The sequence below is a fragment of the Frankia sp. KB5 genome (genome assembly GCF_002099325.1).
GTDB lineage: Bacteria > Actinomycetota > Actinomycetes > Frankiales > Frankiaceae > Frankia > Frankia casuarinae.
This window is the reverse complement of record NZ_MRUJ01000207.1, coordinates 1-23,145: the sequence shown is the minus strand read 5'-3', so window position 1 is coordinate 23,145 and position 23,145 is coordinate 1. Positions and strand designations below refer to the sequence as shown.

General features: G+C 70.3%; 19 protein-coding genes and 1 pseudogene. 16 read left to right on the top strand and 4 right to left on the bottom strand.

All coding sequences use genetic code 11. The features are described 5' to 3' along the window. The 11 genes and pseudogenes from KBI5_RS18755 to KBI5_RS18705 all read left to right on the top strand — a co-directional run. Positions 1–478, top strand: a 478-nt coding sequence (locus KBI5_RS18755) for a helix-turn-helix domain-containing protein (protein WP_133057081.1), incomplete at its 5' end; no start/stop codon positions are given. A gap of 25 nt (positions 479–503) precedes the next feature. Further along, positions 504–803: pseudogene (locus tag KBI5_RS18750) on the top strand (integrase core domain-containing protein); the annotation flags it as partial. 382 nt (positions 804–1,185) lie between these two features. After that, a complete protein-coding gene (locus tag KBI5_RS18745; protein WP_011436510.1) occupies positions 1,186–2,262 on the top strand; it encodes a beta-ketoacyl-ACP synthase III in 1,077 nt (358 codons plus the stop codon). A gap of 12 nt (positions 2,263–2,274) precedes the next feature. Beyond that, complete coding sequence (locus KBI5_RS18740; protein WP_011436511.1) at positions 2,275–2,514, top strand: acyl carrier protein; 240 nt, start codon at positions 2,275–2,277, stop codon at positions 2,512–2,514. Further along, positions 2,511–3,749, top strand: coding sequence for a beta-ketoacyl-[acyl-carrier-protein] synthase family protein (locus KBI5_RS18735; RefSeq protein ID WP_011436512.1), 1,239 nt, complete (start codon positions 2,511–2,513; stop codon positions 3,747–3,749). The genes KBI5_RS18740 and KBI5_RS18735 overlap by 4 nt, the downstream gene beginning before the upstream one ends. Positions 3,750–3,769: 20 nt before the next feature. Next, positions 3,770–4,738: an aldo/keto reductase gene (locus KBI5_RS18730; RefSeq protein ID WP_011436513.1), complete on the top strand. Its 969-nt coding sequence runs from the start codon at positions 3,770–3,772 to the stop codon at positions 4,736–4,738. Positions 4,739–4,744: 6 nt separating this feature from the next. Then, positions 4,745–5,425: an HAD family hydrolase gene (locus tag KBI5_RS18725; RefSeq protein ID WP_011436514.1), complete on the top strand. Its 681-nt coding sequence runs from the start codon at positions 4,745–4,747 to the stop codon at positions 5,423–5,425. Positions 5,426–5,469: 44 nt separating this feature from the next. Continuing rightward, the gene (locus tag KBI5_RS18720) at positions 5,470–6,462 is read left to right on the top strand and encodes a 3-oxoacyl-[acyl-carrier-protein] synthase III C-terminal domain-containing protein (RefSeq protein ID WP_160323728.1); all 993 of its coding nucleotides are present in this window, start codon (positions 5,470–5,472) and stop codon (positions 6,460–6,462) included. A gap of 91 nt (positions 6,463–6,553) precedes the next feature. Beyond that, positions 6,554–8,131: an MFS transporter gene (locus KBI5_RS18715; protein ID WP_085015979.1), complete on the top strand. Its 1,578-nt coding sequence runs from the start codon at positions 6,554–6,556 to the stop codon at positions 8,129–8,131. Beyond that, positions 8,128–9,663, top strand: coding sequence for an FAD-dependent monooxygenase (locus KBI5_RS18710; protein WP_011436531.1), 1,536 nt, complete (start codon positions 8,128–8,130; stop codon positions 9,661–9,663). Before KBI5_RS18715 ends, KBI5_RS18710 begins: the two co-directional genes overlap by 4 nt. Continuing rightward, positions 9,660–10,049 carry a PPOX class F420-dependent oxidoreductase gene (locus tag KBI5_RS18705; protein WP_011436532.1) on the top strand — a complete coding sequence of 130 codons (390 nt, stop codon included), beginning with the start codon at positions 9,660–9,662 and terminating at the stop codon, positions 10,047–10,049. The genes KBI5_RS18710 and KBI5_RS18705 overlap by 4 nt, the downstream gene beginning before the upstream one ends. A gap of 4 nt (positions 10,050–10,053) precedes the next feature. Here the strand turns inward: KBI5_RS18705 and KBI5_RS18700 are convergent, their stop codons facing one another. Next, on the bottom strand, positions 10,054–10,581 hold the full coding sequence (locus KBI5_RS18700; RefSeq protein ID WP_023841852.1) for a cysteine hydrolase: 528 nt from the start codon (positions 10,579–10,581) through the stop codon (positions 10,054–10,056). A gap of 100 nt (positions 10,582–10,681) precedes the next feature. On the opposite strand from KBI5_RS18700, the gene KBI5_RS18695 reads away from it, so the two are divergent. Genes KBI5_RS18695 through KBI5_RS18675 form a run of 5 tightly spaced genes read left to right on the top strand, consistent with a single transcriptional unit; the run spans position 10,682 to position 17,001 of the window. Further along, positions 10,682–11,614, top strand: coding sequence for an alpha/beta fold hydrolase (locus KBI5_RS18695; protein WP_160323729.1), 933 nt, complete (start codon positions 10,682–10,684; stop codon positions 11,612–11,614). Positions 11,615–11,658: 44 nt separating this feature from the next. After that, entirely contained in the window at positions 11,659–13,299 is a 1,641-nt protein-coding gene (locus tag KBI5_RS18690; RefSeq protein ID WP_241883016.1) for an ABC transporter substrate-binding protein, read from the top strand. 23 nt (positions 13,300–13,322) lie between these two features. Next, positions 13,323–14,330 carry an ABC transporter permease gene (locus KBI5_RS18685; RefSeq protein WP_241883015.1) on the top strand — a complete coding sequence of 336 codons (1,008 nt, stop codon included), beginning with the start codon at positions 13,323–13,325 and terminating at the stop codon, positions 14,328–14,330. Continuing rightward, positions 14,327–15,187 carry an ABC transporter permease gene (locus KBI5_RS18680; protein WP_011436537.1) on the top strand — a complete coding sequence of 287 codons (861 nt, stop codon included), beginning with the start codon at positions 14,327–14,329 and terminating at the stop codon, positions 15,185–15,187. Before KBI5_RS18685 ends, KBI5_RS18680 begins: the two co-directional genes overlap by 4 nt. Further along, positions 15,184–17,001: an ABC transporter ATP-binding protein gene (locus KBI5_RS18675; protein WP_023841855.1), complete on the top strand. Its 1,818-nt coding sequence runs from the start codon at positions 15,184–15,186 to the stop codon at positions 16,999–17,001. Before KBI5_RS18680 ends, KBI5_RS18675 begins: the two co-directional genes overlap by 4 nt. Before the next feature lie 38 nt (positions 17,002–17,039). On the opposite strand, the gene fabG is transcribed toward KBI5_RS18675, so the two are convergent. From fabG to KBI5_RS18660, 3 genes are all read right to left on the bottom strand, one after another. Next, positions 17,040–17,744: a 3-oxoacyl-ACP reductase FabG gene (gene fabG / locus KBI5_RS18670; protein WP_011436539.1), complete on the bottom strand. Its 705-nt coding sequence runs from the start codon at positions 17,742–17,744 to the stop codon at positions 17,040–17,042. An 82-nt stretch (positions 17,745–17,826) separates the two neighbouring features. After that, complete coding sequence (locus KBI5_RS18665; protein WP_023841856.1) at positions 17,827–18,831, bottom strand: AfsA-related hotdog domain-containing protein; 1,005 nt, start codon at positions 18,829–18,831, stop codon at positions 17,827–17,829. A 287-nt stretch (positions 18,832–19,118) separates the two neighbouring features. Further along, a complete protein-coding gene (locus KBI5_RS18660; RefSeq protein WP_085015977.1) occupies positions 19,119–22,334 on the bottom strand; it encodes a BTAD domain-containing putative transcriptional regulator in 3,216 nt (1,071 codons plus the stop codon). Between the last annotated feature and the right edge of the window lie 811 nt (positions 22,335–23,145).

Here is a 23,145-nt window from a genome sequence, read left to right as displayed (position 1 = left end):
CCTCATCCCCCGCACCCCCGGCCCCCGTGAGGTCCTGCCCGGCGACGTCACCGTCCACGAGGCCGCCACCCGGCTCGGCGTGCCCGACGACGTCGTCTACTACCGCATCCGTATCGGCCAGCTGACCGCGCGGCGCACCCCGAGCGGGTGCCTGAGCCTCCCGTGGAACCCGCAGGCCGAGGCCGCCTGCCGCACGCGGATCGCACATCCCGGATCCGGCCCGACCGGCCCGGGCAGCCGGCCCCTCCCGCACGCCGCCACCGCACACGGAGACATCAGCGTCCAGCAGGCCGCCACCAGGCTCGGTATCCCCACCGCGCAGGTCTACTACTGGATCCGCCGCGGCTACCTGACCGCCCGCCGCATCCGTGAACGGGTCGCCATCCCGTGGAACCAGCAGGTCCAGACCGTCTGCCTCCACCGCGCCGCCCGCACCGTGAAAGTCAACTCCACAACCCAAACGATCACAGCGAGATGAACAGTATGAAGGCACCACGTTCACCGACGCCGGCATCACCACCGTCAAGATCCCACCCCGAACCCTGCGGGCGAACGCCTACGCGGAACGGTTCATCCGCACGGTCCGGACCGAGGTCACCGACCGGATGCTGATCTTCGGTGAGCGGCACCTTCGCGTTGCCCTGGCCGAGTACGCACGGAACTACAACAGACGACGACCCCATCGTGGCCGCGACCTTCAACCACCACAGCCCGATCACCCCGTCTCGGACCTGACCCAGGAACGGATCAAGCGCCGGCCCGTCCTCGGCGGCTTGATCAACGAATATGAACGAGCCGCCTAAAACCCCCGGTCAACGCGGGTGCCCGAGTTTTGACACCCCGACGTGGTCCTGAACCATCCGCGAGAATTGCTTCTTTACACGCGGGCTGACCGTAGCACTCCGCTGCGGGAGTCGAGGCGAAATTCTGCATAATACCCCGCATTGATGGCCGCAAGGAGTCCGTCAGTGGGATGAAAGATCGCGCGGCTAACGTCGTCGCTGTCCACAGTGCCTGGTCGGGCGTGCCGCATCCGGCGCCGCGAGGCCATGCGCGACGACTACATCCTCTCCGCTGGAAGGGGAAATCGGCAATGACGGTAATGACCACACGGACCGGTGTCGAACAGGATTTCGGCCGACTTTCGACGCGAGAAGGTGCCGGTACGACACGCGGGATCCTACCTTGACGGCCCGCGCCGCGGTGCTGTCCGGGCTGGGCGGTTGGGTGCCGCCCCGGCTGGTGACCAACGACCAGCTCGCCGAGGAACTGGACACGACCGATGAATGGATCAGGACGCGAACCGGAATCCGCCAGCGGTTCGTCGTCGACGCGGGCATGGCAACGTCGGGTATCGCGATCGAGGCGGGGCGGCGCGCGCTGAGGTCCGCCGACCGGTCGAGGGTGGACCTGGTGGTGCTGGCGACCAGCACGCCGGATCACCCCTGTCCGGCGACGGCTCCCGAAGTCGCCAGCAGGCTCGGGCTCGGGGAGGCACCGGCCTTCGACATCGCGGCGGTGTGCAGTGGTTTCGTCTACGCGCTGGCCACGTCCGCGACGATGATCGCAAGCGGATCGGTCGACACCGCGTTGGTCATCGGGGCCGACTCGTTCTCCACCATCCTCAACCCGCGGGACCGCACCACCAGGGCGATCTTCGGTGACGGTGCCGGCGCCGTCGTCCTGCGGGCCGGCGAGGCCGGTGAGCGGGGTGCGATCCTCGGATTCGACCTCGGGAGCGACGGTTCCCAGGCCGACCTCATCACGGTGCCGGCCGGTGGCTCCGAGCAGCGCTCGATGGGGCTGCTCGCGCCGGAGGACGACTACTTCTTCGACATGCAGGGGCGCTCCGTCTTCCGCAACGCCGTGATCCGGATGAGCGAGTCCGCGGGGAAGGTGGCCGAGCGCGTCGGCTGGTCGGTCGGCGAGATCGACCGTGTCATCGCGCATCAGGCGAACGTCCGCATCCTGCACGCCGTCGCACTCGAGCTCGGGATTCCCGTGGAACGGCTGGTGGTGAACCTCGACCGGGTCGCGAACACGGTTGCGGCGTCCATCCCACTCGCCCTGGTCGACGGCGTCGTCTCCGGTCACCTGCAACCGGATGACCAGGTCATGCTCTGCGGATTCGGTGGCGGCCTCACCTGGGGAGCCGCGGGGCTGACGCTCCCGTCCCTGTCCGTCGAGCCGCTGCCCGGGCTCCCGCTCCCGACTCGTCCGCCCCTTCCCGCCGCRCTGCCCGTACCGGCTGCGGCCCGCTGATCGGAGAACATCATGAACGCGCTGGAAGGAACGCTCACCGACCTGCTCGTGTCCCGGCTCGGTGTCGTCGCCGAGGGCGTCACGCCCGACAGCACCTACGAGCAGCTGATGCTCGACTCTCTCGGTCTGATCGAGTTCCTCCTGATCATCAGGAAGGAGCTCGGGGTGTCGCTCGACGACGACGCCCTGCAGACCGGCACCACCCTGGCCGAGACCGCCAGGCTGGTCGAGGCGAAGGGGAGCCGGGTGTGACCGGTTCCTCGCCGGCCCGGTTCGACGCCGCGATCACCGGTCTGGGCCTGGTCAGCGCCGCCGGCATCGGGACGGACGCCACCTGGGAGCGGGTGTGTTCCGGGGTGTCCACGGCGGCGCGGGACCCGGCCCTGGCCGGTCTCCCGGTCGACTTCTCCTGCCGGGTGCCGGACTTCGACGGGACGAAGCTGCTGGGCCGAGCCATGGCCTGGCGGCTCGACCGGTTCGTCCAGCTTGCGATCGTGGCCGCTCGCCAGGCGATCGCCGATGCCCGGCTGGACCCGGGGACGTGGGACGGCGCGCGCGTCGGCGTGGTGATCGGCAACTCGCTTGGCGGCACCGACACCTGGGAACGGCAGCACCGCTCTCTCGTCGAAGGCGCGCCGGAGGACGTCTCGCCGTTGATGATCCCTATGGGGATGGCGAACATGGTCGCGGGCTGCGTGGCGATCGACTGCCAGGCGCTCGGCCCAAGTCTGGTCACGGCGACGGCCTGTGCGTCCGGCTCCACCGCCGTAGGTCTCGCCCGGGACCTGCTGCGGTCCGACACCTGCGACGTCGTGATAGCCGGCGGTGCCGAGTCGGCCCTGTCCGCGGGTGCGATCACCGGCCTGCAGCGGATGGGCGCGCTGTCGGCCCGGCGTGACGACCCGGCCGCCGCGTCGCGCCCGTTCGACGTGGCCCGGGACGGGTTCGTCGCCGGTGAGGGCGCTGGGATCCTCGTTCTTGAGCGGCCCGCCGACGCCCGCGCCCGCGGGGCCGACGTCCACGCCCTGGTCAGCGGATTTGGAGCCTCGTCGGACGCGTACCACGCGACTGCGCCTGATCCGGCCGGGGCGGGCATCGAGCGGGCGGTGCGGGCGGCTCTGCGAGACGCGGGGATCGCCGGCGACGACGTCGACCATGTCAACGCGCACGGCACGTCGACGCCGCTCAACGACGTCACCGAGGCCAGGGCGCTGCGCCGGACCCTCGGCGAGCGTCCCCTGGTGACGTCGACCAAGGGGGTGACTGGCCACGCCCTGGCCGCAGCCGGCTCCATCGAGGCCGGTCTCACCGCGTTGGCGCTGCGCCACGGCGCCGTCCCGCCGACGGCGAATCTCACCGACCTGGATCCCGCGGTCGACCTGACGGTCGTCGCCGGCACGGCGACGACCGCGTCCCTCGATGTGGCGCTGAGCACCTCGCTGGGATTCGGCGGTCACAACGCGGCGCTGGTGCTCCTCGCCGCCTGAGTCCGAAAGGAGAACGTGGGATGCAGGTACGGAAACTCGGCGCAACCGGGGTCGAGGTCGGCGGGATCGGCCTGGGCTGCATGGGGATGAGCTGGCTCTACAAGGAGTCCGAACTCGACGACAACCGTTCGGTCGAGGTGATCCGGGAAGCCGTCGACCTCGGCGTGACCCTGCTCGATACCGCGGACATCTATGGTGCCGGCCACAACGAGGAGCTGCTCGGCCGGGCCGCCGTCGGTCGGCGCGAGGACGTGGTCGTCGCCACGAAGTTCGGCATCGTGATCGAGGACCTGGCTGCCCGGAGGTCACATCTCGACGGGTCGCCCGCCTATCTGCGCACGGCGATCGAGGCGAGCCTGCGCCGGCTTGGCACCGAAGTCATCGACCTGTATTACCTGCACCGCGTCGACTCGGCCGTCCCGCTCGCGGACACCTGGGGGGCGATGGCCGAGCTGGTCGCCGAGGGCAAAGTGCGTTTCCTCGGCCTTTCCGAGGTCAGCGTGGCGCAGGCCGTCGAGGCGCACGCGATCCACCCGGTCACCGCGATCCAGTCGGAGCTGTCCCTGTGGACGCGGGACCCGCTCGGGCCGGACAAGGCGAGCGACGTCGTCCGATGGTGCGCCGACAACGAGGTGAGCTTCGTGCCGTTCGCCCCGCTGGGCCGCGGCTTCCTCACCGGTACCCTGCACGTCGACCGTTTCGAGGACTCCGATTTCCGGGCGACCAACCCGCGGTTCCGCGGACCCGCGATCGTGACGAACCAGCGCATCGTTGATGTCGTCCGCGAGGTGGCGGAGCGTCACTCCGCGACGCCGGCGCAGGTGGCCATCGCCTGGACGCTGGCCCACGGCAGTCAGGTCGTCCCCATTCCCGGCACAAAGAACCCTCGCTACCTGCGGGAGAACGTGGCGGCGACGGACCTGGTCCTGAGCGGCGAAGACCTGGCGGATCTCGACGCGGTGCCGGCGGCCGTCGGCACTAGGTACTGAGTCGCCATGGGCATCGATCCCGCCCGGATCGCGTTCTTCGACGTCGACGAAACACTCATCACCGTCAAGGGGATGCTCAGTTTTCTGGAGTTCCACCTCGGCGCGCCGGACCGGTACCGGCAGATCGCGGACCGGTTGCACCGGCTCGCGGCCGACGGGGTGCCACGCGGGGAGACCAACCGGCTCTATTACGAGGTCTTCGCTGGCCAGCGGGAGACCGAGGTGGCCGCAAGCGGCCGGCGGTGGTTCCAACAGGAGATGGTGGGGGGCTCGCTCTTCCACGGCGAGCTGGTGCGGGTGCTGCGCCGACTCCAGGCCGCCGGGACGATCATCGTCCTGGTGTCGGGATCGTTCTCGGCCTGCCTGGACCCGATCGCGGAACACCTCGGGGCGGATCAGGTGCTCGGTACGGTCCCCGAAGTCCGTGCCGGCCGGTACACCGGCCGGGTGGTCCGCACCGTCATCGGTGAGGGCAAGGCCACCGCGGCCCGGGCGTTGCTCGCCGAGTTCGGCGTCGACGGGCGGCTCTGCGTCGCCTACGGCGATCACTCCTCGGACCTGCCGATGCTCGCGGCCGTGGGCCACGCCGGCGTGGTCGGACAGGACCCGGTTCTCCTCGCCCATGCGGCCGAGCGCGGCTGGGACCTTCTTCCCGGCATTCCGACACGAGGCAATGGGAAGGCATGATGTACCTCAGATCGGGGTTCGGTCTCCGAGCGGTCCGAGCGTGGTTGCCCGACGCGACCGTGTCCGCCCGAGACGCGATCGGCCAGGGCCACATCAGCGAACAGGACCTGGCGAACACCGCCGTCATCCGGGTACCGGTCGCGCGGGATGTCGCGGCGCCGGAAATGGCGGTCCGGGCCGCGCGGGCGGCGCTGTACGCCGCCGGCTGGGACGGAAGCCGCCTCGGTTTCAGCGCGCACGCCTGGATCCATCACCAGGGGCACGACTTCTGGTCGCCCGCGCACTACATCGCCGATCAGCTCGGTGCCCGCCGCAGCGTCCCGCTGGGCATCCAGGTCATGTGCAACGGCGGAGGGGTCGCCCTGGAGGCGGCCTGCGCCCGCCTGCTCGCCGACAGCACGACCGGCGCCGCGCTGGTGACGACGGCCGACTGTTTCCGCGACGAGGGATTCGACCGCTGGAGCGGTGACTACGGAGTCTTCTACGGTGACGGCGCGACGGCCATGCTCCTGCACGAGCGGGACGACGCGGTGGACGAGCTGACGCTGCTCGGTCTGGCCAGCGGGGCGGTCTCCGCCGCTGAGGGGCTGCACCGCGGTCGCGACCCCTTCACCCCGGCGAGCCGGTGGCTCAGCGAGCGAGTGGACGTGAGGCGGACGAAGAAGGCCTTCATGGAGGACGTCGGCACCGCCGGCTTTTTCCGGGACGTGCACGCGACGCTCCGTCGCATCATCGCGGACTGCCTCGCCGACAGCGGCCTCACCTCCGACGATCCGCGGCTGCGCCTCATCGCCCTGCCCCGGGTCGGTCTCAAGGTGCGGCAGGAGACCTATCACCCGGCCGTTGAGAACGCCACCACCGCCAAGATCGTGGACCTCGGCGCGGAGACCGGGCATCTGGGCGCGGGCGACATGGGGGCGAACCTCGCCGCGATCGTCGAACAGGACCTGCTCGCCCCGGGCGAGTTCGCCCTGGTGATCGGCGCCGGCGGTGGCTTCAGCTTCTCCTGCGCGGCCGTCGGCCGACCGGCGGCCTGACCCGGTCGCGCGTCCTTCTCCGCGCCACCCGTCCCCTCCGTTCTTTTCGCCCTACTCGGCCCCACCAGTTCTGGGAACAAGGACCTCTGCCATGAATGCGCCTTCCGTGGGCGGCCGCGGCCGCCCGGTGATTGTTCTGATCGCGGTCTGCCTGGCCGTGCTGACCCTGCCGGCCTCCCTGACCGGCACGTCCGTCGCCCTGCCGCGGATCGGTGTCGACCTGCACGCCGGGTACGCTCCGTTGCAGTGGGTGGTCAACTCCTACAACCTGGCCTTCGCGTGTTCCATGCTGGCATGCGGTTCGGCCGCCGACATCCTGGGTCGCAAGCGGCTGTTCGTCGCCGGCCTCACCCTGTTCAGCCTGTCGAGCGCGGTGAGTGTGCTGACGTCCGACATCATCGTGCTGGATGCGGCCCGGGCGCTGGCCGGGGTCGGCGCGGCCGCAGTCATGACGGCCGGGTCGGCAATCCTCGCCACCACGTTCGAGGGCGCGGCGCAGGCCAGGGCGTTCGCCATCCTCGGTTCGGCGGCCGGCGCCGGGCTGGCTCTCGGTCCGTCGACCGCCGGGCTGCTGGTGGACGCCTTCGGCTGGCGAGGCGTGTTCGCCTCGCACCTGGTGGTCATGGTCCTGGTGGCCGTCGCGGTGCCGATGGTGCGGGAGTCGCGCAATCCCGCCGCGATCCGGTTCGACTGGCCGGGCATCRCCTCCTTCACGCTGAGCCTGCTGCTGCTGATGCTCGGTGTCGTACAGGGGCCGCAGTGGGGCTGGAGCAGCGCCGGCACGGTGCTGCTCCTCGTTGCGGCGGCGGTGCTCATGGCGCTGTTCGTCGTCGCCGAACTGCGCCAGGCGCGACCGATGTTCGACCTCGGTCTGTTCGGCCAGCCGCGCTTCCTGGCCGCCTCGCTGGTGCCGCTGTCCCTGTCCTTCGGGTTCGTCTGCCTGGTGGTGCTCCTGCCCGCCTACCTGACCGGTGCCCGCGGGATGTCCGTCGGCCRCGCCGGTGACACGATGATGCTGCTTACCCTGCCTGTGCTGGTGGTGCCGCTGGTTGTCAGCAACCTGGTCCGGCGCGGGCTGTCCACCCGGCTGGTGCTCAGCCTGAGCATGCTGGTGGCCGCCGGCGGTGCAGCCTGGCTCACGGTCATCGACCAGGACATCGCGGTCGTCAGCCTCATCGGGCCGCTGTTCCTGATCGGTACGGGCATGGGCATGACGGCCGGTCTGGTCGACGGTGTCGCGATCACCTCGGTGCGGCCCGAACAGGCGGGTACCGCCGCCGGCATGTTCAACACCGTGCGGCTGGCCAGCGAGGCGGTGGCGATCGCGGCGATGGGGGCCCTGGTGCTCGATGTGACCCGGGGGAGAATCTCCGCGGGCCTGCCGGCGACGGCGGTCCCGCCGGGCGGTGCCGATGCCGCCACGATCGCGAACAAGGCGGTCAGCGGGAACCTCACCGGCGCGGCGGACGGCCTCACCGGTACCGCCCGCGCCGATTTCCTCGACCTGCTCACGCGCAGCTACACCCACGGCATCCACGTTCTGCTGTGGTTGCTGGTCGGCATCGGAGCCGCCACCGGGGTCGTGCTTCATCTGCTGCTGCGGCCGCGGGAGGTTGGCGTCACCACCACCGAGCAGGCGGAGCCCGTCACCGTGGCGGTGGACGCATGACGCCGTCGGCACCGCGGCTGCCGGTGCTGGTCGCCGGCGCCGGACCAGCCGGTCTCATGGCCACGATCGAGCTGACCCGGCGCGGGGTGCCGGTGCGCTGCATCGACCGGGCCGGCGGGCCGAGCACCCTGTCCAAGGCACTCGGGGTGTGGCCACGCACCCGTGAACTGATCCGTCGGATCGGGGGCGATGAGGCGCTGGCATCGAGATCCCTGCCGCAGACGCAGATGCGCTACTACTCCTCGGGGAAGGTCATCGCCAACCTGCGCTACCGGACGGCCACCCGGCCGCTGATCTGCCCGCAGCCCGGCGTCGAGGAGGTACTGCGGGAGGTCCTGACCGGCCTCGGCGGCTCGCCGGAATGGCGCACCGAACTGCTCGACCTCGACCAGTGCGACGACCGGGTGCGGGTGCGGGTGCGGTATCCGGACGGCGCGGAGCGGATCGAGGAGTTCGCCTACCTGGTCGGCGCCGATGGCGCGAGCAGCACGGTCCGGGCCCAGCTCGGCATCGGCTTCGACGGCGACACCTATGAGCTGCGCTTCGTGGTGGCCGACGCGCTGGCGGACACCGCACTCGATCCGACGATGACCCACTACTTCTGCTCCACGCGCGGCATCCTGGTCGCCTGCGGGCTGCCCTCCGGCCGGTGGCGGGTCTTCACCTCCGCGCCACCGGACTTCACCCAGCAGGGAGCCGACCTCGACGCCGTCCAGCGGCTGGTCGACGAGCGGGGCCCGGGCGGGATCGTCCTGCGTGACCCGGACTGGCTCAGCGTGTTCTCGGTGCACGCCAGGCAGGCCGAGCGGACCAGGGTCGGGCACGTGTTCCTGGTGGGGGACGCGGCGCACATCCACAGCCCGGCCGGCGGGCAGGGCTTGAACACAGGCGTCACCGACGCGCACAACCTGGCCTGGAAGATGGCGTTCGTCTGGCACGGCCGGGCGGATCCGGATCTGCTGGACACCTACGCGGCGGAGCGTGGGCAGGTAGCCCGGGCGGTCGTCCGCCAGGCCGACGTGCAGACGCGGATCTGGCTGCTGCGCCGCGGCTACCAGGTGGCGCTTCGGGACACGCTGCTGCGGGCCGCCTCAGCCCTACGACTGTTCGACATCTCCTACGTTCCCTGGCTGGCCGGCCTGCGCACCAGGTACCGGGTGGCGGCGTCGGAGGGCCGCGCGGTGGCCGGATTCCAGCCGGGCGCACTGATCCCGCTGCCGCTGCGGTCCGAGCTCGACGACCTGCGCTACACCCTGCTGATCTCGCGGCCCGAGCGGCACGGTTCCGGCGGCGCCTCGTTCGACGCACTGGCGGACCTGTGCCGCGACCACTTCGCGGACCGGGTGGACGTGCGGGTGCTCGACGGAAACGGCCGGGCGCGGGGCGCTGTCGCCGCCCTGGTGCGCCCGGACGGGCATGTCGACACGGCCTCCCGTGACGCCGCACCGGTGCGGACCCGACTGACCGCACTGTTCACCGCACCGCCGACGAGGCAGCCTGACGGCCTCGGCGACCTGAGGAGAAAAACGTGACCATCATTCCGGACAGCCACCGCGACCTGTTGGAGCGGCCGCTCTTCGCCCATCTGGCGACCATCCGGCCCGACGGGCAGCCGCAGGTGAATCCCATGTGGTTTTCCTGGGACGGCGAGTTCCTCTGTTTCACGAACACGACCGTCCGGTACAAGTACCGAAACGTGACGGCCAATCCACACGTGGCGGTCTCCATCAACGACCCGGACCAGCCATACCGGTACCTCGAAATCCGCGGGGTGGTGGAACGCATCGACCCGGATTCGGCCGGAACGTTCTTCATGACGCTGGCCGACCGCTATGCGATGGCGCTGGACGGTCCGCCACCGGACGCCCAGTACCGGGTCGTCTACGTCGTTCGGCCCACGGGCAGCAGCAGCCAGTGACGCCTCACGGCGCGAGGATATCCGCCATCGAGCAGATCGCCGCGCCCGCGCGCGCGAGCTGATCGAGCGCTCCGGTGTGCTCCGCCACCGTCACGCTCGCGGTGGCATCGGACACGACGGCCACGTCGAAGCCCGACGCCACCGCCGTTCCAGCGGTGGCGGACACGCCGTGCGCGGTGGACAGGCCCGCGATCACCAGCCTGGTGCGGCCCTGTTCGCGCAGCAGCCCGGCCAGGCCGGTGCCCGTGAAGGCATCCAGGCCGTCCTTGGTGACGACAAGGTCGCCGGGCCGCGGCGCCAGGGCGGCGACGAGCTGGTTCGGCGCGGCCTGGGGCCCACCGTCGCGGCCGTCGGCACGCAGATAACGCACGATCACCGTCGTCGCCTTCGCGTCGGCCAGGCCGTCACGCAGCCGGACGCAGGCGTCGACGACCTGGGTACCCGGGATCGGCGCCCACGGCATGTCGACGATCCAGTGCTGGAGATCCACCAGCACGAGGGCTGTTGTCTCGCCGCGCCGGTAACCGGGCATCGCCGCCGCCTCCACACGTGACCCGTCGGGGATTGCCAGACACGCGCACGCTAGCAGAGAGACGCAGATGGAACGGTTTGTGCGGACACGAGACGATCTTATGCTATGGACCGAAAGTTTTGGCAGGTCAGCGGATCCCGCGATTCTGCTTGTGATGGGCGGGCCCGCGCAGGGGATCACCTGGCCCGACGCGCTCTGCCGGATGCTGGCCGATTCCGGGTACCGGGTGGTCCGATACGACCATCGTGACGTCGGTCTGTCCACGAAGACCGACTCCCGCCTTTCCTGCTATGACCTGTCCACGCTCGCCGGGGACGCGGCGGACGTCATCACCGGACTGGGACTGGCATCCGCACACGTGGTGGGCCAGTCCGCGGGCGGCATCGTGGCCCAGCTGCTCGCGCTGGAGGAGCCGAGCCTGGTTCGCTCCCTGGTCCTGCTGTCCTGCTCCCCGGATGCCAACGGCGACGTCCATCTGCCGCCCCTGACCGGCCTGCCCGGTCCGGAGCGGCCGTTGCTCGACCACGTCGCCGCGCTGAACGACAACCCGCCGACGACCAGAGCGGCGCGCGTCGCGGCGGCGGTGCGCGGCTGGCGCGTGCTCGTGGGGGCCGGCGCGCCGTTCAGTGAGACCTACTGGCGGGACCTGGTCGAGCGCTCGATGCGACGGGAGGCGGGCTCGGACCTTGGCAGTAACCATCTGCGGGCACTGGACCGCACGCCGCCGCTGACCGCGAGGATCGGCGCGATCCGGGTGCCGGCCCTGGTGGTGCACGGCCGGCGCGACACCGTTTTTCCCCTCGCGCACGGCGAAACGCTGGCCCGCGAGATCGCCGCCGCGCGGCTGGTGGTTGTCGACGAGCTGGGCCACATCTTTCCCCCGCAGTGGTGCCCGCTCGTGCACGGGCTCGTGACGCGGCATCTCCGCGAGGCCGGGGCGCATCCCGCCGGGCAGGTGCGGTCACCCGGTGCGGGCGGGACGTCCGACCGGCGGGGGGCGACGGCCGCGGACGTCCCGCCCGCGGCCCTCTGACCACACCGGCCCTCGACCCCCGGAGCTCTGCTGTGCACCCCATCGTGTCCGTACGGTCCGCGCTCGGACTCCTCGTTGTCGCGGCGATACTTCTGCTCACCGGGTGCGGTCCCGACACCGCCGCGGTTCCCGCAGGCGGTGGTCGACCCGTGCGCGGGGGAACCCTGACCTACGCGATCGACGCGGAGCCGACCTGCTTCGACATCCACGCCAGCCAGCAGGACGTCACCGCGAGCGTCCTCCGCAACGTCTTCGACTCACTCGTCGCGCAGGACGACGCMGGTCATTTCCACCCCTGGCTGGCGACGTCCTGGGACATCACCRACGGCCTGCGCACCTACACCTTTCATCTGCGCCACGGCGTGACCTTCACCGACGGCAGCGCCTTCGACGCGGCGGCGGTGCGGGCCAACTTCGCGCACATCGTCGCGAAGCAGACCAGGTCGCAGTACGCCGCGAGCCTGCTCGGCCCGTACGCCGGCACCGACGTCGTCGATCTCTACACCGTACGGGTGCGTTTCAGCCGGCCGTTCGCCCCGTTCCTCCAGGCCGCCAGCACCACCTATCTCGGCTTCTACTCGCCGAAGGTCCTCGCCACCGACGCCGCGCAGCTGTGCGCGGGCGGGCCACGAGCGGTTGGTACCGGGCCGTTCTCCGTCACCAGTCGCACCCGAGGCCAGCGCATCGTCCTGACCAGGAATCCGGCCTATGACTGGGCGCCCGCGACCGCGCGGCACTCCGGCCCCGCCTACCTCGACCGGATCGTCATCCGCATCCTGAAGGAGAACTCCATCCGGGTCGGCGCGCTGACCAGCGGGCAGGTCGACGTCGCCGCCGCCGTGCCACCGGCGGACGCGCGGTCCGTCGGCGCCGACCGGAATCTGCGGCTGCTGCGGAAGGACGTGCCGGGAGTCCCCTACAGTCTCTACCTGAACACGTCGCTGGCGCCTTTCACCGACCGCCGGGTCCGCACCGCGATCCAGCGGGGAATCAACGTGGACCGGAATGTCGGCGCCGTGTACTTCGGTCAGTACCGGCGAGCCTGGGGCCCGCTGACGGACGTCACTCCCTCCTACGACGCGACCGTCAGGCAGAGCTGGCCCTACGACCCAGTCAAAGCCGGCCAGCTGCTCGACGAGGCCGGTTGGGCCAGGCGCGACGGCGCCGGGTTCCGCGTGCGCGACGGCCGGCGGCTGAGCATCTCCTGGCCGGTCGTGCCGACGTACCTGCGCGACCAGCGTGATGTGCTCGGCCAGGYGATCCAGGCCGACCTGCGGAAGCTGGGCGTGGAGGTCACCCGTCCCAGTCTCGACGTCGRCACCTACCTGGCGCTCTCCTACAGCAACAAGGCGCAGATGCTGGACTTCAGCTGGAGCCGTGCTGATCCGGATGTGCTGCGGCTGTTCTTCAACTCCGCCAGCTCCCCGGCATCTGGCGGGCAGAACATGGCGCAGCTGGCCGACGCGGAGGTGGACCGGCTGACGGTCGACGGCGCGGAGAGCCTCGACCGGACGGCCCGCGACGACCTGTACGGGCGGGTCCAGCACGACGTGCTCGCCAGCGCGGCTGTAGTCCCGCTCTACACGCCCAGCTCGATCCTGGGCGTGGCCCGACGGGTCGACGGCATCGGCGTCGACCCGAACGCCTGGCCGCTCTTCTTCGATGCCTGGCGCGTCTCCGGGTAGCGCGGCGGATGTCTGGAGGCGACATGCATGTCCTCGAGCAGGCGCCGGCGACGGAGGATCGCGGCCCCGCCCCCGAACCCGCGCGCCGCCGGACCGTCCTGCGACACCTGCTGCGACACCTGTTCTCCGGTGCCGCGGTACTGCTGGGCGCCGCCACGCTCACCTTCACCGCGCTGCAGCTGGCCCCGGGCGATCCGGTGGCGGTCCTGCTAGGGCCGGGAACGTCCGCCTCGCCCCAGGTACGGGCGGAAATCCAGGCAGAGTACGGTCTCGGCGAGCCGGCTCCGCTGAGGTACGTCCACTATCTCGGCCATCTCGCCCGCGGCGACCTGGGTACCTCGTATCAACTCCAGCAGCCGGTCAGCGAGGTGATCGTGGATCAGCTGCGACCCACGGCCGAACTCGCGGCCGCGGCGCTGGTGCTCGCGGTCCTGACCGGGGTGGCCATCGCCGTCGCGACCGCGGGCCGCCGACCGGGACTGCGCGCCGCGGCGATGGCCTGGGAGTCACTGGCCCTGTCCGTGCCCTCGTTCTGGGTGGGCATCGTGCTGGTGAGCGTGTTCTCGTTCCAGTTGCGGATCTTCCCCGGAGCGGGGGCCCAGGGCGCGGCCAGCCTTGTGTTGCCGTCGGTGACCCTCGCCATGCCGGCCGCCGGCGCGCTTTCCCGGACGCTGCGGGAGGGACTGGAAGCCGCCCTCGCGCAGCCGTTCGCCGCCGCCGCTCGGGYCCGCGGCCTGAGCCCCACCGGCGTCACAATGCGCCACGCCCTGCGCCACGCCGCCGCAAGCGCGCTCAACCTCGGCGGCTGGCTCGCCGGGACGCTGCTCGCCGGCACCGTCCTCGTCGAGACGGTCTTCGCCCGCCCGGGGCTCGGCGCGCTGACCGTGCACGCCGTCATCGACCGGGACATGCCCGTGGTGATGGGGGTCGTCCTCACATCGGCCCTGGTCTCGGCCGTCGTCTTCACCGTCGTGGATCTGCTGCAACGCGTCCTCGACCCGCGGCTTCGGATCGAGGTGATGGACCGGTGACCAACGTCCTGGCAGCGCCTCCGACGCTGTCTGACCGGCCCGCGCCGCGTCTCGTCGCCCGCGCGTCGACGATCCTGCTCACTGGCATCCTCCTGGTGATCGCCCTGGCGGTGACGGCACCGGGGATCCTCACGGGCGCCTCGCCGACCGTCGTCGACCCGTCAGGCGTGCTGGCAGCGCCGAGCGGCTCGCACTGGTGTGGGACCGACCAGCTCGGGCGGGACGTGTGCGCCCGGGTGCTRCATGGTGCCCGGGCGTCCCTGCTGCTCGGCGTCGGCTCCGTCGCGCTGGCCGTGGGGATCGGTGCGGCTCTGGGCCTCGCGGCGGCGCTCGGCGGGCGCCTCGTCGACCTGGTGCTCACCCGGGTGATGGATGTGCTGATCGCGATACCCCCGTTGATGCTCGCCCTCCTGGTCATCGCGGTGCTCGGGCCCGGCAGCGGCAGGACCATGATTGCCACGGTGGTGGCGCTGACGCCTCTGTACGGCCGCCTCGTCCGCGCCGAGGCGATGGTCGCCCGCCGAGCGGGTTACGTCGAGGCGGCCCGCGGACTCGGCGTCGGCCGGATGGCGCTGGTCGTGCGCCACGTGCTGCCAAACGCGCTCGGTCCGGCGCTGGCGCTGGCGACCACGGGGGTCGGCTCGGCCATCGTGTACGTGGCGGGGCTGAGCTTCCTCGGGTTGGGCCCGCAGCCCTCCACCGCGCAGTGGGGTCTGATGCTGGCGGAAGGCCGGGACTTCCTACGGTCCGCGTGGTGGGTCGGGGTGTGCCCGGGTGCGGCGCTCGCGCTGACCGTGCTCGCCGTCCAGGCCGCCGGCCGCCGGGCCCAGCAGCGGCTTGTCCGGCGCGGCGGATGAGCCCGGACGTGACCGCCGCCGAGCCGACCCTGGTCGTCGAGCGGCTGGACGTGACGTTTCGGGACGGCGTCGCCGGCGTGCGTGCGGTGCGGGACGTGTCGATCGCCGTCCGTCCCGGCGAGTGTCTCGCGGTCGTGGGCGAGTCCGGTGCCGGCAAGAGCGTGCTCGCCCGGACGCTGATCGGACTGGCCGGGCGCGGTGCGATGGTCCGTGCTGGCCGGCTGGACCTGCAGGGCGTGGATCTGACCGCCTTGACCGAACCGGGGTGGCGGGTGTTGCGAGGCCGCCGGATCGGGTTGGTGCCCCAGGACGCGTTGGCCTCCCTGGATCCGCTGCGGACGGTGGGAGCGGAGGTGGCCGAGCCCCTGCGCGTCCACCGGATCGTGGCCCGTCGCGACGTCCGCGAGCGGGCCGTCGCGACGCTTGGGCAGGTGGGGGTGCCGGAGCCGGCCCGGCGCGCCGGGCAGTACCCGCATCAGCTCTCTGGCGGTCTGCGACAGCGGGCCCTGATCGCCTCGACGGTCGCGGCCGGACCCGACCTGCTGCTGGTCGACGAACCCACGACCGCGTTGGATGCCGCCTCCCGGGAGCGGATCGTCGAGGTGCTGCGCGGCCTGGTACGCGGCGGTGTCGCTCTGCTGTTGATTAGTCACGATCTTGCCACGGTGGCCGCCGTCGCCGACCGGGTGGCGGTCATGTACGAGGGGCGGATCATCGAGCAGGGACCGGCCGTCGACGTGCTTGGCGGTCCACGGCATCCGTACACCTGCGCGTTGCTCGCGGCGGCCCCCTCGCGGCACTCGCGGGGCACCGTGCTGTCCCCGGACCTGCCGCGCCGTCCACCGGCCGGGCCGGACGGCTGCCCATACGCGGTGCGCTGCCCACTCGCCGACCACCGGTGCCGCGAGGAACTGCCGCGCCCCGATCACCCGGGTCTCGAACCCGGCGTCCTGTGCTGGCGGCCCGGAACGGAAACGGAGCGGGCCGGACCGCCACGGGTCGTCGCCCCGGCCCGCAGGGACACCGCCGAGGCTCTCGTCGAAGCCACCGGCATCACCAAACGTTTCCGCGATCCCGACGGGGGGTGGCGGGACGCCGTCCGTGCCGTGACGTTCGAGCTTCGTGCCGCCGAGACACTCGGCGTCATCGGTGGGTCCGGGTCCGGCAAGACCACGCTGGCCCGCATCGTGCTCGGCCTGCTCGAACCGGACGAGGGTACCGTCCGGTTCGCCGGCGCGCCCTGGGTGGCGGCCGCGGCGGCGACCGCCTCGCCCAGCCGGGTACGCGAACGTGACCGCAGGCCTCGGCGGCACCGGATACAGGCCGTCCACCAGGACTGCCTGAGCTCATTCGACCCGCGTCACACCGCCGAGCGGATCGTCGGCGACGCCATGTCCGGTCCGGATCGGGGCCGGGCGCGACGAGATCGGATCGTCGCACTCCTCGACCAGGTAGGGCTGTCCGAACAGGTGCTGCGACGCCACCCTCGCGAGCTGTCCGGCGGGCAGCGTCAGCGGCTGGCGATCGCGCGTGCGCTCGCGCCGTCACCCGAGGTCCTCGTCTGCGACGAACCGGTGTCCGCGCTCGACCTGTCGGTGCAGGCCCAGATCCTCGACCTGCTGGCGGGACTGCGCGACGAACTCGGCTTGGCCCTGCTGTTCATCTCCCACGATATCGCAGTGATCCGGCACGTCAGCGACCGCGTCCTGGTGATGAAGGACGGGCAGGTGGCCGAGATCGGCGGCGCGGAGCAGGTGCTCGAGCGCCCCGCGCACCCGTACACCCGGCATCTGCTGGCCGCGGCCCGCACCTGACGGCGGCGCGGACTGTCCGCACCCGGTCGGGGTTGCGCCTACAGGCCCATCGCGATGCCGCCGCCGACGGGGAGGACGGTGCCAGTGACGTAGCTTGCCTCGTCGCTGGCGAGGAACCGGATGGCGGCGACGACCTCGTCCACTGTCCCCATCCGGCGCAGCGGGGTCATCCGCATCAGCTCCTGCCTGCGCTGTTCGGTCAGCGGCCTGGTCATGTCGGTGTCAATGATCCCCGGTGCCACCACGTTCACGGTGATGTCGCGGTTCCCGAGCTCCCACACGACGGACCGTGCCATGCCGAGGAGGGCGGACTTGGACGCGGCGTAGTTGCTCTGYCCGGGGGAGCCGAGGAAACCAAGTGCCGACGACACGCACACCACTCGCCCACGCCGGGCCGGAAGCATGCTGGCGACGGCGGCCCGGACGGCTCTGAACGCTCCGGCCAGGTTCGTGTCGACCACGGTCTCGAACTGTTCGTCGGACATCCGCAGCAGCGGGACGTCGATGGTGATGCCCGCGTTGGCGACGAGTACCTCGACCGTTCCGTGCGCCTCCTCCGCCTCTCGCAGCGCACGCTCGACGTCGCCAGGTACCCTGACGTCCGCGCGCAGACCGAGCACGCCTTCCGGGGCGGCCCCCGACCGGCCGGCGACGGCGACCCGGTCGCCCCCCTCGGCGAACGACCGTGCGGCGGCCAGGCCGATGCCCCGGCTCCCGCCCGTGATGAAGATCGATCGGCCCATCGCATTCTCCTCCCGGGCCCGCGGCGCCACCGCCGGTGCCCGTCCTCGCCCTGTGCAGCTGGCGTTGTGTGCGGCTGTGGGTTCAGTCGTCGGTGAGATGACTGGTGGGAACCGGGCAGATGGTCATGGTTCCCGCCGCGATGACGGCGTCGTTCTGCTGGAAGGACACGGCGAAGGTGGACCCGCCGACCACGTCCTCATGCTGGTGGACCGCTGCCACGGTGGTTGTCACATCCAGCTCGGCGAACCGGGTGAAGGCCAGGTCGAAGGCGACGACGGTGGCCGCGGTGGCCGGCACGCCGAGCAGGTCCGCGCCGGACCACAGGCACAGCTGCCGGGCCGCCTCGGTGAGTACCATGCCGGGGAAATGGTCCAGTGCGTGGTCGAACATGCTGCGGTTGTCGACGGGCACCCGAATGGTGGCCGTGGCCCCGCCAGCGAACTGGACGGGATCCACGAGGATTGTGTTGACGCTGCTGGCTCGCCCGACAGCGGCCGGCGCGATCGTCGCGGGCGTGGGCCGGATGTCGTCCGATGTGTGCGGCGCGCTTCCCCGGCGGAGCGCCCGCACGTGTTCGTAGGCGGAGTCAGACAGGTAGCCCACCGCGATCCGGGTGTCGCCGATGGCCACGCCGTCCAGGGAAAGCCGGATGTCGTAGGCCAGCGACCGACTGGTCGGCCGGTCGCCGACGAGTGGGCGCGTGCCGACCGCCATCGTCAGCTCGCTGGCGCCTCGGGTGCGGATGGCGAACAGCCCCGGCAGCTGCATGGACCACGACCTCAGGACGAACCGGGTGTCCCGTGCCACGCCGAAATGCACGTGGGCGCCGTAGGTCTCAGCCTGGCGTGAGCATTCCAGCAGAAGCAGTGGATCCACCGCGCCGTGTCGGACGTGGTCGGTGAAGTACGCGTGGGAYGACGGCAGTTGGGCGGCAGCCAGGTAGGACGTCGCACCGGTGGGCACGGTGTCGGTCAGGAACACTTCGGAAAGCGCGTGACGGTGGATGAGGGAACGGTCGACCGTCTGCATGAAGTGCAGCTCGCGGAGAGAGTCCTCGGTGTGTGCGATCTCAGTGTCAGCCGGCATCTACGGATCCTTCGCTGGGGTCCTGCGCGGGATTTCTTCCGCTGATTGCTGCGCCCGTCGCCAGGACGGCATCTGCTTGTACTGGGCGCATATTTCCTGCGCAGGACAAAGCTACCCCGACCATCCTTTCGTGCCGCTGACGGCTGGCTGGCGGTTGACATCAGCGGGACCACGCCGGCGTATCAGACCAGTTCCGCCGAGGGGCGCATGATCAGAGGGTGAGAAAGGCCGGATGTCGCGCGGTCCGCGCACCCGGGTTGTATCAGGCACGCGGTCCAGCCGACGGTCTACGACGCTTCGTTCCGGAGGGGTTCGGCGGATGGCAAAAGGTTCGACCGGCGCGTGACCAGGGCCATAATCCTTTTCGCCTCGGCCGCGCCCAGAAGCTGCCCGGTCTCCTCCGAGATGGTGCGCAGGCGTTGTGCGCATTCGGTGGCTCGCTCGAACTCCTGCTGCTCGGCGTACATCAGCCCGAGGTCTACCAGGATCCTGCGCTGAGTGATCCGGTTGGTGCCGGCCACCAGGGCGAAGGCGTCTGCCGCGTGCAGCGCCGCGGCGGCGGCACGGCCGAAGTGGTCGTCCGCGAGCGCGATCCGGACGAGCGAGTAGGCCTTCCCGTCGGTGTAGTCGATGGCGTTTGCCCGTTCGAATGCCTGCCGGGCGCACTGGATGGATGCGGTCCAGTCCCCGCGCTCGGCGTTGATCCCCGACATGATGCAGAGGGTCTCCGCCTCAAAGGTCCGGTCACCGCACTCCTGGAAGGCGCCCAGCGCCTGCTCGGCGAACTCAAGCGMGGCCTGGTTGTCACCGACATCGTGGTGCACCAGCGCGAGCCCGTAGAGCGAGATGCTCCGGTCGTAGAAGGAGTCGATACGCGTGGAGACCTCAAGAGCCTGGGAGAAGCAGGACTTCGCAGCGTCCAGATCTCCCAACGCCTCACGTACCAGGCCCAGGTTCCTCAGGCTGTACGAGGTGATGTGATGCAGCCCGAGCTCGCCGGCGGCCCGCAGCGACGACGTGATGTAGGTCGTGGCCACAGTCATGTCGCCCTGAGCCCAGTGGATCTGGCCGAGTAGTCCAAGCGCGGCGGCCTCGGTCCGCGGGGACCCGACTTCCCGGGCGATCGCCAAGGCCYCCTGCCCGATGCGCTCGGCCTGATCGACCTGGCTGAGACTCAGATGGGCGAGACTGAGGTTGTTCAGGATGGCGGCCACCTCCTCGGACATGCCGAGGTCGGTGTGCAGGGCGACACTTTCAGCAAGGTGGTTTATCGCCTGACGATAGTCACCTAGCGTGTTATACAGGTTGGCGAGACTGCGGTGCATCGCGGCCATGCCGAGCTTGTCCTTACTCCGACCGGCCGCAATCAGACCGCCGTGCGCCGCCTCCGACCATTCAGTCCGATATCTTCCGGTCCAGAAGAACCCGCGGAGCGCATCGGAAAGATGCCAGGTCAGATGGCTTGAACAGGAACCGTCGAGCGCGCGCATACAAGCAAGGACGTTGCGCCACTCCGCGAGCAGCCAGGCCATCGCCTGGCTCTCGTCGACGAATTCCGGCGCGTCGATCACGGAGCGTGTTTCTGGCGGCAGCGGGAGCCGGAGGAACTCCACGTGCAGGATATCCACCGCGTTTCTCGTGCCGACCAGGTACCACAGGCCGAGACGGTCCACTGCCGCCGCTATCTCCTGGGCAGTGAAATGGTCGCCTGCCCGCTTGTAAGCGTATTCCCGCAGCAGGTCGTGAAACTGGTACCGGCCGGGCGCCTGCTGCTGCAGCAGGTTCGCCACCGTGAGCCTGTTCAACGAGTTGCGGGTCTGGGCTGTGCTCATGTCTGCCAGGACAGCGACGGCATTGGCCGAGAAGTCGGGCCCGGGGAAGAGCCCGGCCAGGCTGAACAACCGGCGATCGTCCGGCCCGACCGAGTCGTAGGACAGCGCGAAGGCGTTGGACACCGCCGAGACCGGGTCGTCGTCCACGGTAAGCGCCGCCAGCCGGTTGCCCGTGCGCAGGCTGTCCACGTATTCGTCGGCGTGGCCGCCCGGGAAACTGATCAGATTGGCGGCGGCGATGCGCAGGGCGAGGGGGAGATACGCACACAGCGCCACCACCTCCGGAATCAGCGCAGGATCCACCGGGACAGCGACGTTGCGCAACATGCCCTCGACGAGCTCGCGGGACTCCTCGGGGCTCAGAGTGCCCACTTGGACGACCTGCGCGCCCAGCGTGGCGACCAGGCCACCCAGGTGCCGTCGGCTGGTGATGATGACGGAGCAACCGGCGTCGCCGGGCAACAGCGGCATCACCTGGTCAATGCTCGAGGCGTTGTCGAGCATCACCAGCACGTGTCGGCCGGCGACCTTCGATCGGAACAGGTTCGCCTGCTCGGCCAGCTCGACCGGGATCTGGCCCGGCGGAACGCCGAGGCTGCGTAGGAACTGCGGCAGCACATGCTCCGGAGTGAGCGGCGGGTCCTGGCCGAGCCGCTCGTGGCTGCGCAGGTTGACGTACAGCTGCCCGTCCGGGAACGCTGGCCGCAACCGGTGGCCGAGACTTACAGCCAGCGCCGTCTTGCCGATTCCGGGCGGCCCGCACAACACGACGACCGGTACGCCCGGGCGCGTCCCAGACGGGCGCAAGGCCTCGGTGAGCTGGTCCATCAGCTCCTGCCGGCCGACGAACCCGATCGCGTCGGCGGGGAGCTGGGCCGGCACTGTGGACGGCGTCGCCGCGTCGGGTGCGGACCGATCCGGCAGGCACAGCTGCGGGTCGGACTCGAGGATCCGCCCGTGCAGGTCCCGCAGGCCGCTGCCGGGCTCGATGCCGAGCTCGTCTACCAGCAGCGTGCGCACCTGCTGGTAGACGTCCAGTGCCTCGGCCTGCCGGCCGGCCCGGTACAGGGCCAGCATCAGCAGCTCCCAGAACTTCTCCCGATAGGGATTGTCGATAGCCGCGAGGCGGATCTCGCGGACAATCTGGGCGGCTCGGTTCAAGCGCACCTCGAGCTCGAAGCGGGACTCCAGCGCGGACATCCTTTCCTCCTCCAGCGCCGCGCCCTTCTCCCGGCGCAGGGACTCGGAGGGCACGTCGGCCAGCGCGGGGCCGCGCCAGATCGCCAGCGCGTCGGTCAGCAGTTTCGCCTGAGCCTGCGGGTCCGCCGTCTCCTCGGCCCCCCTGATCAGCCGGCGGAACTGCTGCAGGTCCAGGACCGCCGTCCCGAGGTTCAGGCGGTAGCCGCTACTGACAGTGCTCAGCATCTTCGGGTCGCCCAGGAGCTGACGGAGCCGCCGAATGTACGTGTGTAGCGCTCCCCGCGGGTTCGCTGGCTGGTGGTCGTCCCACAACCAGTCGATCAGCCGATCGGAGCCGACGACGCTGCCCGCGTCCAGCAGGAGGGCTGCCAGCAGGGTGCGGAGCTTTCCGGACTCAATCGAGATGATCTCTCCTTTGAGAATGATCTCCAGAGGACCGAAGATCATAAACGCATTGATGCTGTCCACCATGCTCGTGGGCTCCTCGCTCGAACCGACCTTCAGTCTTCTGGTCTCGCTTCACTGAATGGACATGCTCCTCCTGAGGGTGGTTACGGTCCACGGGCCAGCGGGCCGAAAGGAGAGCTGAGGTCCACGCGCCACGGCTGCTTTCCAGTCGCAGGCGCCAGGCCCGATGACTCGGCGGCGATTGCAGAGACGTCTGACCAGYGCCGACTGACTCGCGAAGAGCGCGCCGGCACTCAGCGAGGCCCTTTCACTGGCTGGCTTCATGATACGAACGATCCGCGACCTTTCATGACGATGTCGCATGCACGACAGAGATATCGCATGCTACTCGCCGGGGTCGGTAAGCACCCAAAGCACTCCGTCGGCCGGCGTTTCCGAGAGATGAATAAAAATGATCTTACGACTGCCGGACCCTACCACGGTACGGCCTTCCAGGCGCGCGGCGGCGTGGGGAAGATCTCCCATCCGCTGCTATTCTCGCCGCCGACCACGGCTTACGCCAAGGTATTTTGATGGGAACCAATGTCGATCTTTCCGGGGTGTGGCCCGACTGTGCCGAACGTCACCAGATCGCGGGCGGCCCACGGGCGGCACGCGGGATTACCGTCGCGCAGCGGCGGTCTTTACGGGCCTCCGGTTCGATCGAGTTCTTCTACGAGCGACGTACCTGCAGTTCTTCGACCGACACGGACCACGCCCCCCGACGCCAGTGAGATTGATCATTGAGCCTTTTCAATCTCTGTTTGTCTGATTCTYTCGGCCGTTGAGGATCACCAATTGACGAATTGAACGGGCACTGGTTCCGGTCGTTCCG

Excerpts from the sequence above, each read along its gene's own strand:
- KBI5_RS18740 (WP_011436511.1), top strand. The coding sequence starts at position 2,275 with ATGAACGCGCTGGAAGGAACGCTCACCGACCTGCTCGTGTCCCGGCTC.
- KBI5_RS18730 (WP_011436513.1), top strand. The coding sequence starts at position 3,770 with ATGCAGGTACGGAAACTCGGCGCAACCGGGGTCGAGGTCGGCGGGATC.
- KBI5_RS18725 (WP_011436514.1), top strand. The coding sequence starts at position 4,745 with ATGGGCATCGATCCCGCCCGGATCGCGTTCTTCGACGTCGACGAAACA.
- KBI5_RS18710 (WP_011436531.1), top strand. The coding sequence starts at position 8,128 with ATGACGCCGTCGGCACCGCGGCTGCCGGTGCTGGTCGCCGGCGCCGGA.
- KBI5_RS18700 (WP_023841852.1), bottom strand. The coding sequence starts at position 10,581 with ATGCCCGGTTACCGGCGCGGCGAGACAACAGCCCTCGTGCTGGTGGAT.
- KBI5_RS18695 (WP_160323729.1), top strand. The coding sequence starts at position 10,682 with ATGCTATGGACCGAAAGTTTTGGCAGGTCAGCGGATCCCGCGATTCTG.
- KBI5_RS18675 (WP_023841855.1), top strand. The coding sequence starts at position 15,184 with ATGAGCCCGGACGTGACCGCCGCCGAGCCGACCCTGGTCGTCGAGCGG.